Genomic DNA, 12,360 nt, shown 5'->3' with positions numbered 1-12,360 from the left:
TGACGTGATGCGTGCGCGCATCGTTTACTAGAAACGAGCCTAGTGATGCGTATGCGCATCACGTTGATACGGGCGGGAAAGGAGGCGCGAGATGAGCGAGGACAAGCAACCGGGGCGGCGGATCACGATTCGCTCTGTGCGTCGAGATCCGCCCGATGTTCGAAAGTTGAGCCGGGCCTTGATCGCGTTGGCCTATGCCCAGGCGAAGGCCGAGGCCGACGCCCAGGCCGAACACAGAACTGCCGGTCAGAAGCCGCGCAGGCGAGGGCCCGATGGGGACTGAGCTGCTTCTGGGTGCCGCCGTGGCTGCGATCGGCGCCGGCTGGCTCCTATTGGACGGACTTCATCGTCGACCGGCCCTGAGCTGGCTGACGCTGCATTGGCCACGAACCCTCGACGCCGGATCCTGCCTCGCCGTCCTGCGGCAGCTGGCGGCCGACCGGCGCGCGGGCGTGGTCGTGATCGAGACGAGCGCCGCAGCTGGCGAGGTCAGCTATCGGCTCGGCGTCAACCCGGCGGCGGTCGACGAGATGGGGCATCTCCTCCACTCACTCGTCACGGACATGGAGATCACAGCGACAGCGGAACGGCCGAAGGTCAATGCCGCCTGGCGCGTGATCGTGAATACCAAGCAGCGGGCGCTGCGCCACGACGATCCGCTGACCGTCACGCGCGCGCTCCTGACCGGCCTGGCCGCTGCTCGAAAGAGCGAGACCGTGATTATCCAGTGGGCGCTCGGTCCTCGGCGCGTGCCGTTGCCGGTAGCAGCGAACATTGGCGCGGGTGCGACAGAGCCTGCCTGGCGAAGCGCCCTGTTCGGCACCGCCCGGCCGCTTGATGCCGAGCAGCGAGGGGCGCTCGGGGCCAAGCGCAGCGAGCACGGCTTCGCCTGCGTCGCCCGGGTTGGCGTCCAAGCCAAATCGGCCGCCCGCGTCCGCGCATTGGCGGTCGGGGTGCTGGCCGGGCTTCGCGCAGCCGAGTCTCCCGGTGTCCGGCTGAGCCTCACGCGCGAGCAGCCGTCCCGGCTGATCGACGCGGTGGTGCCGTTTCTGCGCTGGCCGCTGGTGATGAACGTCGCCGAGCTGGTTGGTCTCACCGGCTGGCCGGTCGGAGACGAGCCGCTACCGGGCGTGCCCCGCGAAGGCGCACGGTTGCTTCGCGGCGAGGCTCGGCTCGCCGGTCACGGTCGCGTCATCGCCCGCTCGACAGCGCCCGGAGATAACCGTCAGCTTGGCCTCTCGATCAGCGACGCTCTCCAACACTTGCACGTGATCGGGCCGACCGGCACCGGCAAGAGCACGGTTCTCTTGAACTTGATCGTCCAGGACATGGCCGCCGGTCGGGGAGTGGTTGTCGTCGACCCGAAGGGCCAGCTCGTCGACGACGTTCTGGCTCGCGTTCCGCAGGGCCGGCTTGGCGATGTTGTGGTTCTTGATCCAGCGGATGCGCAGCGGCCCGTCGGCCTGAACCCGCTCGCCGGCGCGTCCGGGAACCCGGAGCTGGTTGCCGATCAGGTCCTGGCCGTGTTTCACAGCCTGTACGAAAGGAGCTGGGGTCCGCGTACCCAAGACATCCTCCACGCCTCGCTCTTGAGTCTGGCCGGTCGAGGCGAGACCTCGTTGTGCGCCCTGCCGCTGCTGCTAACGAACCCGCAGGTCCGCCGTCGGCTGCTTGCCGGGCTCGATGATCCGATCGCGCTGTCGCCGTTCTGGGCCTGGTTCGAGGGCATAAGCGACGGCGAGCGCCACCAGGCGATCGCGCCAGTGATGAACAAGCTGCGGCCGTTCCTCCTGCGCCGTCGGGTGCGCGGAGTGCTCGGTCAGACCACACCGCGCTTCCAGATCGAGGAGGTCTTCAGCAAGCAGAAGATCCTGCTCGTCTCGCTGGCCAAGGGTCTGCTCGGCTCGGAGGCCTCGAGCTTGCTGGGCTCGCTGGTTGTGGCGGAGCTCTGGCACGCGACGCTTCGCCGGGCTGCCGTGCCCGTGTCGCTGCGCCGCCCGGTGACGGTCTTCATCGACGAGTTCCAGGACTACCTGCACTTGCCGACCGATCTTGCCGACGCGCTGGCCCAAGCCCGCGGCTACTCCGTTGGGCTGACGCTCAGCCACCAACACCTCGGGCAGCTTGCCGCTGGCTCGATGCGCTCGGCGGTTTTGGCCAACGCTCGCTCTCGAGTCTGCTTCCAGCTCGCGGCTGAGGACGCGCAGGTGATGGCCCGTTCCGCAAACGGTCAGCTTCATGCAGACGACTTCCAGCAGCTCGGGCTGCATGAGGTCTACGTCCGCCTGGTGGTCGGCGGTCGAGTGACGGGGTTCGCCTCGGGCCGGACGCTGCCGCCGCCGTTTGTGACCTCGGATCCGGCGGTCGTGCGCGAAGGCAGCCGGCTCCGCTATGGTCGCCCGGTCGCCGAGGTCGAAGCCGAGATCGCTCGGCTCGCGGAGGGCGACGAGCCGGATGGCGGGCCGGTCGGAACGCGGCCAAGGAGACGACCATGAGCGTCCCGGTCGGCTACCCGGCCGCGCTGGCCACCGTTGTAGTGGGCGTACCGATCGCCTACCCGGTCGCGTGGACCCGCACGATTGCTTTCACCTGGAAATGGGCGCAAACCATCCGCTTTCGTGCGGCGACTGATGCACACACATGGGGTTCCCCATGAGTGCCCATCGCGGGCCGCAGGGTCTTGAGCGGCTGCGCACGGAGCTGAGCGAGCGCGACCTGATCGTGCTCGCTTCGGTGGCCAGCCATCGCTTCCTGACCGGTCGCCAGATCGAGGCCTTCCACTTCAGCGAGCACGCAAGTTCCGTCACTGGCTCGCGGGTCTGCCGACGAGTTCTCGCCCGGCTGGTCGAGCAGCGATTGCTGGTTCGACTGGAGCGTCGGGTAGGAGGAGTCCGGGCTGGATCGGCGTCCTATGTGTACGCGCTCGGGTCGGCCGGCAACCGGCTGGTGAGCAACCCGCGCGGGAAGCGGGCCGAGGAGCCCTCACGGGTGTTTCTCGATCACACGCTGGCGGTTGCCGATGCGCACCTGGCGCTCCTGCAAGCGGCAGATGCTCGCCGGTTCGAGCTGATCAGCGTCGAGACCGAGCCTGCTGCGTGGCGCCGGTTCCTCAACTCGGCTGGCGCGCGTGAGACGTTGCGACCCGACCTGTATGTGGTCAGCGCGCAAGGAGAGTTCGAGCATTGCTGGTTCCTGGAGATCGACAACGCGACTGAGAGCACTCCGGCGGTGCTGCGCAAGTGCCGCCAGTATCAGGCCTACTGGCGCACCGGCATCGAGCAGCAGCGCAGCGGCACCTTCCCGCTCGTCGTCTGGGTCACACCGAACGATCGTCGCTGCAAACAGCTTGCCGAAGCGATCGCCAGCGCGCGGAAGCTGCAACCCGAGATTTTCAGGGCTGTGGCCTCCGACGAGCTTGTCGAGCTCGTGGCAGTGGGGGCGGCATGAGCCCGAGGTTGCGCAATCGGATCCTCGTCGGTGATGTCCGCGAGCGGCTGCGCGAGCTTGCGGACGCGTCCGTTGACTGTGTGATCACCAGCCCGCCGTATTTCCAGCTCCGCGATTTCGGCATGGCAGGACAGCTCGGCCTGGAGCCAACCGTCGGCGACTGGGTCGAGGAGCTGCGGGTCGTGCTCGGCGGTCTTATCCGCGTACTGAAACCGACCGGCTCGCTCTGGCTGAACCTCGGCGACACCTACTCGCGCCATCACCGCTCCGGCGCGCCGCCCAAAAGTCTCGTGCTCGCCCCCGAGCGGCTGCTGCTGGCCCTGGCCGCCGACGGCTGGATCGTCCGCAACAAGCTGATCTGGGCGAAGACCAACCCGATGCCCTCCTCGGTCGCCGACCGGCTGAGCGGCACCTACGACGTCGTCTACCTGCTCGTGCGTTCGGGGCGCTACCACTTCGACCTGGACGCGATCCGGCTGCCGCACCGCTCACACCGGACTGATCGACGCGCTGGCAGGCCTGTTTACCCGCCACCCGGGCAGGGCGCGCCGTCCTGGGACAGCGATCACGGCAACCAGGGTCTGGCAGCGCTGCACGCCCGTGGCCAGGTCGGCCACCGCCTCGGCAAGAACCCCGGCGACGTCTGGCAGATCCCGGCTGCCAACTACCGCGGCGCTCACTTTGCGACCTTCCCTGAAGCGTTGGTCGAGCGACCGTTGCTGGCCGGCTGTCCGGAGCGCGTCTGTCGCCGCTGCGGCCGCCCGTACAAGCGTGGAGGCCGCGTCTCGAGAAGCCAACTCGGAGCCAGCCCACCGCGGCGCGCTCCCCGCGACGTCCATCGCTTCAAGCATCACTACCGCGTCATCCGCACGCGCGGCCCGCTCCGGCCCGGCTGCAGCTGCCGGGCGGCAAGCCAACCCGGGCTGGTGCTCGACCCGTTCTTCGGGGCAGGCACGGTCGCTCTCGTCGCCGCCCAACACGGCCGCGACTGGATCGGGATCGAACTCAACCCGGACTTCGCCCGGCTCGCGAACGAGCGGATCGCCAACGCGCGAACCGACCGGGCAACGACGCAAGCCTCAAGCGAGCGGCAAGCGGCATGAACGACGTCCTTGGGCTTGATGGCCCACCGGCGGACGGAACCCAGGAGGACCTGGAAGTTCTGCCCGCCGCACAGCCATCCATCCCTCTCGAAAGGAGGCATGAGCCATGACAAAGGCTCAAGAGGTGTACGACCGGGTCGAGGCGCTAGTCGCCTCGGGCGTTCGGAAGGCAGACGCTTTCCGGCAGGTCGCTGACGAGTTCGGACAGCCGTTCAACTCGATGCGCGGCGCCTACTACGCCCACACCCGCACCAGCGGTCAGTCAACCCCGCGGTCGCGCAAGCGCGAGGCGGCGAACGGCGATCCGATCGAGCAAGCCACGAGTGTCCTCACCAGGGCAGTCGAGTCGATCGACGCCGAAGTCGCCGCCGCCAAGACGCGCGTCGACGAGGCCAAGACCGAGTACGAGCACCTCCGCGACACGGCCGCAGAGCGCAAGGCCAACATCCAGGTCAAGATCGACGCTCTCAAGGCCTAATCGCACCGGATGGTCGGTGGCCCGGATTGGAAACAATCCGGGCCACCCTCAAACCTCACATCAACTTGAAAACAAGGGGGCAATATAGTAAAATATGTTAGAGAACATTACCCAGATAATTACCCAGACGAATACACTAAGAACATCATCAACAGATCGTGTTGTGGAATGGTCAACAACGCGATGCGTATGCGCATCAAGCGTGATAAGATGGGTTCGTAACTGGAGTAGATCGCGCATGATTCCTGAGCAAGCCAAGGCACTGGGCAGGTTTCTGAAAGAACGGCGGACGGCGCTCGGTCTCTCGACCAGAGCCCTCGCCGCGCGCAGCGGCGTCGACATGGCGACAGTGGTGCGGCTCGAACAGGGAGCGTTCGTGGAACCGCGGCCGGACACCCTGCGCGTGATCGCCAGGGCGCTCGGCGTCAGTCTTGCCGATGTGTTCGCCCTTGCCGACTACGTCGTCCCCAGCGAGCTGCCGACCTTCACTCCCTACCTGCGGGCGAAGTACCGATCTTTTCCTCGCAAGGCGATCGCCGAACTCGAGCAGTACTTCGATGACCTCGCCGCCCGCTACGGAATCGACCCGGCTGGCCCCGCCCCGGGCGAGGACGAAGCGCCAGAACCTAAGAAACGGAAACGATGAGGAAGAGATGTGAGGGAACGGGAGGTGGGCACACGACAAGGATCACAACCGGCCGGATGCCCGAGCGCCTTGGCTCAACTGCGGGAGCTCGTCCCGCGACGCCCACTTCGCTATGCGGAAGCACTGCGTATCGCGGAGCGGCAAGCGGAAGCGCTACTTCGATTAGCGCCGTCGAAGGAGCCACCTGTGCCGACTGAACTCATCACTCGCCTCCCACGACTCCAAGTGGTCGTCGACGACATTCCTATCTCCGGCTCGGCCCACTGGAACGGAAGTGCCTGGCTGATCGTCCTCAACCGACGCCACCGGGCGCCGCGTCAACGCTTCGCGCTCGCCCACGAGTTCAAGCACGTCGTCGACCACACGACACACTCCTTCCTCTACACCGGCATGCCCGGCATGTCGGCCGCCGAGCAAGCCGAACGGGCTGCCGACTACTTTGCCGGCTGCCTCTTGACGCCAAGAAGGTGGCTCAAGCGCGCCTGCAGCAACGGCCAAAGGACGCCGCGCGAGATCGGCAGACTCTTCACCGTCCCAGTGCCGGTCGCCAACACTCGGCTCACGCAATGCGGATTCGCGCCACGGCATCGACGCCGACAGCGCGTCCTGCGGATCGTTGTTCGGACACGGCTCCTCCGGCGCTGTAGCCGCCGCCGCACGAGGGGCACCCTATGAGCGCATCCGAGCAGGCGACAGACAACACCTCCCCAGGGATGGCTCAGGCCGTCATCTACCTGCGTGTCTCGACGAAAGAGCAAGCCGAAAAAGGCGGTGAAGCCGAGGGCTACTCGATTCCAGCTCAACGCGAGGCCTGCAAGCGCAAAGCCACCTCGCTGGGAGCCGTTGTCGTCGAGGAGTTCGTCGACCGTGGCGAGAGCGCAAAGAGCGCCGACCGTCCGGAGCTTCAGCGGATGCTCGCCTACGTACGCGAGAACGAAGTCGGGCTGGCGATCGTCCACAAGGTTGATCGACTTGCCCGCAGCAGAGCCGATGACGTCGCGATCAACCTTGCTTTGAAAGCGGCCGGAACCACGCTCGTCTCGTGCAGCGAAAACATCGACGAGACGCCAAGCGGGATGCTGCTGCACGGGATCATGAGTTCGATCGCCGAGTTCTACAGCCGCAACCTCGCCAACGAAGTCATGAAGGGATTGGTGCAAAAGGCTCAGTCCGGCGGCACACCCGGCAGGGCTCCGATCGGCTACCTGAACGTGCGCAAGTTCGAAAACGGGCGCGACATCCGGACGGTCGAAGTCGACCCGGTCCGCGCGCCACTCGTCGCGTGGGCGTTCGAGGCCTACGCCAACGGCGAGTGGTCACTCCGAACGTTGCTTGCCGAGGCCACCAGGCGTGGGCTGACGACCGTTGCACGTGGCGTGCCGCTCGGGCTAACAACCTTCAATGACATGCTCCTCAACCCCTACTACGTGGGCTACGTCCGTTACATGGGCGTCCTCTACCCGGGCAGCCACCCACCGCTTGTCAGCCGCCAAACGTGGGATCAAGTGCAGCAGATCATGGCGACCCGCACCCAGGCGCACGAGAAGGAGCGCGTCCACCACCACCATCTCAAGGGCAGCCTCTTCTGCGGCCACTGCAAGACCCGGATGATCGTCAGCAACGCCAAGAGCCGCTCGGGGAAGATCTATCCCTACTTCGTCTGCTCTGGCCGGCACGAGAAACGTAACGACTGCATGATGAAGGCCGTCCTGATCGAGACGGTCGAGGAGAAGGTCGAGCAGCACTACCAGACCATCCAGCTTGATCCGAAAGTCGGCCGAGTGCTCCACAGCGCACTCAGCCACGACCTCGCTGTCTACCAGCGCGAAGCAGGCGCCGAACACGACCGGCTGAAGAAGCGCCGCCGCCGGCTGATCGACGAGCGCGAAAAACTCCTCCAAGCCCACTATGCCGGAGCGGTACCTCTCGACCTGCTCAAGAGCGAACAGGACCGGATCGCAAGCCAGCTCGACAAGATCGACGCGCGCCTCCAAGCAACCGACGACCACAACGGCGCTATCCAGATCAATCTCCAAGCCACACTCGCCCTCGCCGACGATTGCCACGCCAGCTACCGCTCGGCAACCTCAACCGTCAAACGGCAACTCAACCAAGCCTTCTTCGCACGGCTCTACGTCGATGAGGACGCCAACATCACCAGCGAACTGGCCGAACCCTTCAACACGCTGCTCAGCCCCAAGGTCAAAGCGCGGACACAAGCAGCCATCCACCTCGGCGAAGCAGCCCTCTCGCGAGAACAGCCCAGCGAGCTCGACTGGCAGCTTTGGGAAGCCTCCCTCAACAACGACACCCCCGAGGAGCAAGTCCTCGAGGGTGTTGGTCAAGCCAGGCTCACCCGAGCCTTAGGTTTGAGAGACGAAGTTATGGTGGAGCGTGCCGGGCTCGAACCGGCGACCCCCAGCTTGCAAAGCTGGTGCTAACTGCACGATTTGCAGGGATATCTTCCGCTGTGGGGCAGAATATGGGGAAGTCCCACAGAGTACCGGGCGGATCCTGGCGGACTTGAGCTGAGGCGGGTCGGGCGCGAAGACACTTCCGCAGTGTCAAGGCCGGTTGAAAGCGGACCCCTTCGCGCCGGTTGAAAACGGACCCCTCTGGTGAGCGGCCTCCGGCCTCCAGCCGGAGGCCGTGTGCGTCCGTGAGAGCCCCGCTGAGGGCGGCGGCTGAGACGGTCGCGGGGAGGCTGATCGGGGCCCGCGAGGCCGATTCCGTGGCTGGCGGGCCGGGAACGAGGCGCTGAGAGCTTTTCTGCGGGCCTGCGAGCGGCGGGCGCGACTGGTTGGTCAGGCCGTGTCGGGCTCTCGAGCGGGCGGGCGGCCGCCGAGGTCGCGGTCGCGGAGGCGGTAGCTGTCGCCCTTCAAGGAGAGGATCTCCGCGTGGTGGACGAGCCGGTCGATCATCGCGGCGGCGACGACCTCGTCGCCGAAGATCTCGCCCCAGGCGGAGAAGGGCTTGTTGGAGGTGACGATCAGCGAGGCGCGCTCGTAGCGGCTCGAGACGAGCGAAAACATGAGGTTGGCGGCTTGGGCGTCGAAGGGGATGTAGCCAACCTCGTCGACGATCAAAAGCGGCGTCCAGAGCAGCCGGCGCAGCTCCTCGTCGAGGCGGCCTTGCCGCTGCGCATCGCCGAGCCTCGCGACCCATTCGGTCGCAGTCGCAAAGGCGACCCGCTGGCCAGCGAGGCAGGCGCGGATCCCGAGCGCGATCGCGAGGTGCGTCTTGCCGGTGCCGGGCGGCCCCAGGAGGACGACATTGTCCTTCGCCGTCAAGAAGTCGAGCTGCCCGAGATGCACGACGAGCGTCTTCTGCACCGAGCGCTGGAAGGAGAAGTCGAACTCCTCGAGCGTCTTTCTGGCCGGGAAGCGCGCCTGCTTGATCCGCGCCTCGCCGCCGTGCGCGTCACGGGAGGCGACCTCGGTGGAAAGGAGCGCCTCGGCGAAGCGCTCGTACGACCACTCCTCGGCCCGGGCCCGCTCGGCCAGCTTCGGCAGCGCCCGCGCCGCCGCCGGCGCCTTCAGGGTCCGGAAGAGGTGCGCGAGCTCGGCCTGCGTGCTCATGCCGGGATCAGCTGGTCGTAGTGGGCGAGCGGCCGGGTCTCGACCTCCGGCTCGGACGGGGCGCCGCGCAGCTTCCTGAGCGCACGGGCATGCTCGAGCGCGGTGAGCGTGCGGTGGCGCGCGAAGGAGCGGGCGTGCCGGCAGGCGAGCTCGCCCGTGTCCAGGCAGACGGCGAGAATCTCCCGTTGCGAGACCCTGAGCTCGACCCGGCGGCCGACCAGGCGCGGGTCGAGCGAGTAGTCGTTCGAGTCGACGCGGACGTACGGGTCGGGCGCCACCCGCGTGACGTGGCGGCGGTCGGCGTCGGGCATTCGCTCGGGGAGCGGCCGCATCACAGTCAGCTCCTCGGCGAGCCGGTCTGCCGGCCGGCAGCGGAGCGTGCGGTGGAAGCGCAGGTTGGCCCGCTCGGCAAACCAGCGGTCGAGCTGCTCCTGGAAGTCGAGCTCGTTCGCGAAGCGCCGGCCCGGCTCGAAGCTCGTCTCCAGGTAGCCCTGCAGACGCTCGACGACGCCCTTCGACTGCGGATCGCGGGCCTCGAGGAAGCGCCAGCCGAGCCCGAGCTGGCCGCAGAACGCCGCGAAGGGCTCGGTCGGGCGGCCGCCGCCGGCGTGCAGCGCGCCCTCGCGATCCCAGACCAGCGTCTCCGGCAGCCCGCCCAGTCGGACGAGGCAGCGGCCGATCCCGTACAGAAGGTCGGGCGCCTCCTTCGAGAAGACGAGCGTGCCGGCGCCCGCGCGCGAGTAGGGTAGGCAAGCGACCACGACGTAGCCGCGCCGCGTCTGGCCAGCGCCGACGGCGATCTCGCTGCTCGGCTCCCAGAGGTCGAACTGCAAGAGCGCCCCCGGCCGATAGGAGGTGCGCTGGAACGTGCGCGGCCGCGGCAGAAACAACGGCCGCACCTCGCGCAGGTAGTCATCCAGGATCGTCTTCGAGCCCGCGTAGCCCTGCTCGCAGAGCAGCTCCCGCACCCGCGTGCCCGGCAGCCGCGGATCTGCGCGCAGGAGCCGGTGGATCTCGTCCCGGAACGGATCGAGCTTCGACGGCCGCGGCAGCCGCCGGTACTTGGGCGGCTCACCCGAGCGCAGCGCGCGGCGGATCGTGTTGCGACCGTGGCCGGTGCGCCGGACGATCTCCTTGATCGACAACCGCTTCACGAAGTACAAGCGGCGGATCTCCGCCCACTGCTCCACCCCGACCACAACCTCCTCCTCGCTCCGATCTCCATGACCGAGCGAGGCTCACGACCACCCCGGACAGCGCCACGGCGCCACCGGGGGTCAGCTTTCAACCGGCGTCAGGGGGTCAGTATTAAACCGGCGTCGATACCCGGCCTCCCACCACTGATCGTCGCGCTGGGAAGCGTTGTAGTCGATTAGAAGGAGAGCACTTACGCTAGGTTCGGCGCCTTATCACGTATAGCTTCGGGGCCTGTTAAGGTGCCATTGGTGCTTGAACTTCAGTGCCTGCAGCTCGATCGCGCACGGGAGGGCGGGGCCGGTCGCACTCTCGACCGAAGTTCGATGCTCCGTTGAAGGCGTTCATTAGCGATCGAAGGCAGATCACGGTCGACGACAGCTGAGAACGAGACACGGGAGTTACGACGAACAAGCTGACAGTCGGGATTGCCCCGATTGGGCGCCGGTCTAGCGTGCCGGACGAGCCGGTCTAGCGTGCCGGACGAGAGAGTAGATGAAGGTCTCTGGAACTGGAGCGATGGCTGACCAAAGGACGAGTCTGTTGAAGATCCTCACCACCCTCGGGACGCTCGCGTGTGCCTCGGCCGTGATTGTGCTGTCGCTAACTCCAGGCGCAGGATCGACCAATACGCCGTCGCGTTATTTCATCCGTGCGGACCTTCTGTTTACAGGTACTGCGCTGGTTAAGGGCCAGGTGGCTGTGGCGGTCGAGGACGGGAAGGTTGTTGCAGCGGGGCGGCTTCGGATCCCTAGTGGCGCACGAGTGCTGCGGTTCCAGAACGCGACGATCCTGCCCGGGTTGATCGACCTTCACGTCCACGACAGCCCTCAACTCCTGCTGCGAGACGGGGTGACAACCACGCGGAACCTAGGCGAGCCTGTCGCGAGATTGCGTCCCCCGTATGCCGCGGATGGTTATCCCCGAATAGTTGCTGCCGGGCCGATCATCACCGTTCCCGGAGGCTATCCGACCGGCCGTCTTCCAGAGCTCGCCGCTCCCGTTGCTTCTGCTAGTGAGGCGGTAGCAACCGTGGATATGCTCGCCGCCAAGGGAGCAGCGCTAATCAAGATCGGTCTCGAGACGGGCCGCGACGGCTCACTCCCGACGCTTTCCAGCGAGGAAGTCCGTGCGATCGTGAGCGAGGCACATCGGCTCAACCGCCTCGTCACTGCGCACGTTCTGGAAGGGAAGGGCTTGGCGATTGCCTTGGCGGGCGGCGTCGATGAGATCGCGCACATGCCCTGTCTCGGAGTCACGCCCGCACAGATCGCAGAACTCGCCAAACGCCGAATACCGGTGGTAGGAACGCTGCATGTCGAGCGCCTCTCGGGTCGTTGCCCTGACGGAGTTGCGAACGCCCGCGCGTTCATACGGCAGGGCGGAACGCTTCTCTATGGCACAGACCTTCCTAACGTCCCTCCTCGACTCGATCTCACCGAACTTAGTCTCATGCGGCAGGCAGGAATGACGCCAACCCAGGTACTCATTGGTTCCACCAAACTGGCGGGACAACAGCTCGGCATCGCCAAGCTTGGAACGCTCGCCGTCGGCGCACCAGCTGACATTCTCGTCGTGAAAGGTGATCCGACCCGCGTGCTCTCAGCTCTAGCCCACCCGCTCTTGGTCATCGCGCGAGGCAAAGCCGTCAACTAAGAGTCTTTCGGCGCGTGAGAGGGCCGGGTCGTTGGGTCAGTGACGGCGATCGCCGAAGTTCCCCACCCTCGATCGTCGAAGTTCCTCAGCTGAGCGTCGGGCCGGCCGCATAGGCCAACAGCGGGACCCCTTCCCACGCTTGCGGTGTCAACCGCCGCAGCGACAAGAGGAGGCCGCGCGGGATGCTGACAGAGGAGGAGTTCGTGGAAGCGAGTGCTCTACACCGCCGCGGGTGGTCGATCTCGGCGATCGCCCGCC

Annotated in this window: 12 protein-coding genes; 10 read left to right on the top strand and 2 right to left on the bottom strand. The window is 66.5% G+C overall.

Going from position 1 to position 12,360, the window contains the following annotated elements; all coding sequences use genetic code 11:
• Positions 1-91 precede the first annotated feature (91 nt).
• From Gocc_RS13350 to Gocc_RS16340, 9 genes are all read left to right on the top strand, one after another.
• Positions 92-283 (top strand): hypothetical protein, encoded by a 192-nt coding sequence (locus Gocc_RS13350; RefSeq protein ID WP_114797075.1) that lies wholly within the window; start codon positions 92-94, stop codon positions 281-283.
• Positions 273-2,495: a type IV secretory system conjugative DNA transfer family protein gene (locus Gocc_RS13345; protein WP_181813681.1), complete on the top strand. Its 2,223-nt coding sequence runs from the start codon at positions 273-275 to the stop codon at positions 2,493-2,495. The genes Gocc_RS13350 and Gocc_RS13345 overlap by 11 nt, the downstream gene beginning before the upstream one ends.
• The gene (locus Gocc_RS16345) at positions 2,492-2,656 is read left to right on the top strand and encodes a hypothetical protein (RefSeq protein WP_181813680.1); all 165 of its coding nucleotides are present in this window, start codon (positions 2,492-2,494) and stop codon (positions 2,654-2,656) included. Before Gocc_RS13345 ends, Gocc_RS16345 begins: the two co-directional genes overlap by 4 nt.
• Entirely contained in the window at positions 2,653-3,447 is a 795-nt protein-coding gene (locus Gocc_RS13340) for a replication-relaxation family protein (RefSeq protein WP_181813679.1), read from the top strand. Before Gocc_RS16345 ends, Gocc_RS13340 begins: the two co-directional genes overlap by 4 nt.
• A gap of 8 nt (positions 3,448-3,455) precedes the next feature.
• Complete coding sequence (locus Gocc_RS16795) at positions 3,456-4,550, top strand: DNA-methyltransferase (protein ID WP_245904940.1); 1,095 nt, start codon at positions 3,456-3,458, stop codon at positions 4,548-4,550.
• Positions 4,551-4,656: 106 nt separating this feature from the next.
• Entirely contained in the window at positions 4,657-5,028 is a 372-nt protein-coding gene (locus tag Gocc_RS13330; protein ID WP_147281303.1) for a hypothetical protein, read from the top strand.
• 238 nt (positions 5,029-5,266) lie between these two features.
• Positions 5,267-5,674, top strand: a complete 408-nt coding sequence (locus Gocc_RS13325) for a helix-turn-helix domain-containing protein (RefSeq protein WP_114797070.1) — start codon at positions 5,267-5,269, stop codon at positions 5,672-5,674.
• Positions 5,675-5,899: 225 nt separating this feature from the next.
• Positions 5,900-6,349: an ImmA/IrrE family metallo-endopeptidase gene (locus Gocc_RS13320; protein ID WP_181813678.1), complete on the top strand. Its 450-nt coding sequence runs from the start codon at positions 5,900-5,902 to the stop codon at positions 6,347-6,349.
• Positions 6,346-8,115, top strand: a complete 1,770-nt coding sequence (locus tag Gocc_RS16340) for a recombinase family protein (RefSeq protein WP_220150628.1) — start codon at positions 6,346-6,348, stop codon at positions 8,113-8,115. The genes Gocc_RS13320 and Gocc_RS16340 overlap by 4 nt, the downstream gene beginning before the upstream one ends.
• 363 nt (positions 8,116-8,478) lie before the next feature.
• On the opposite strand, the gene istB is transcribed toward Gocc_RS16340, so the two are convergent.
• Both istB and istA read right to left on the bottom strand, forming a co-directional pair.
• On the bottom strand, positions 8,479-9,252 hold the full coding sequence (istB, locus tag Gocc_RS13305; RefSeq protein ID WP_114797068.1) for an IS21-like element helper ATPase IstB: 774 nt from the start codon (positions 9,250-9,252) through the stop codon (positions 8,479-8,481).
• Positions 9,249-10,451: an IS21 family transposase gene (istA, locus tag Gocc_RS13300; RefSeq protein ID WP_114797067.1), complete on the bottom strand. Its 1,203-nt coding sequence runs from the start codon at positions 10,449-10,451 to the stop codon at positions 9,249-9,251. Before istA ends, istB begins: the two co-directional genes overlap by 4 nt.
• A 538-nt stretch (positions 10,452-10,989) precedes the next feature.
• Here istA and Gocc_RS13295 point away from each other — a divergent pair.
• Positions 10,990-12,102, top strand: coding sequence for an amidohydrolase family protein (locus tag Gocc_RS13295; protein ID WP_181813677.1), 1,113 nt, complete (start codon positions 10,990-10,992; stop codon positions 12,100-12,102).
• Positions 12,103-12,360 lie beyond the last annotated feature (258 nt).

Origin of the sequence: Gaiella occulta (assembly GCF_003351045.1) — a bacterium.
In the GTDB taxonomy this organism is placed as follows: Bacteria; Actinomycetota; Thermoleophilia; order Gaiellales; family Gaiellaceae; genus Gaiella; species Gaiella occulta.
The sequence above is the reverse complement of the archived record's forward strand: the minus strand, read 5'-3'. Positions and strand labels throughout refer to the sequence as shown.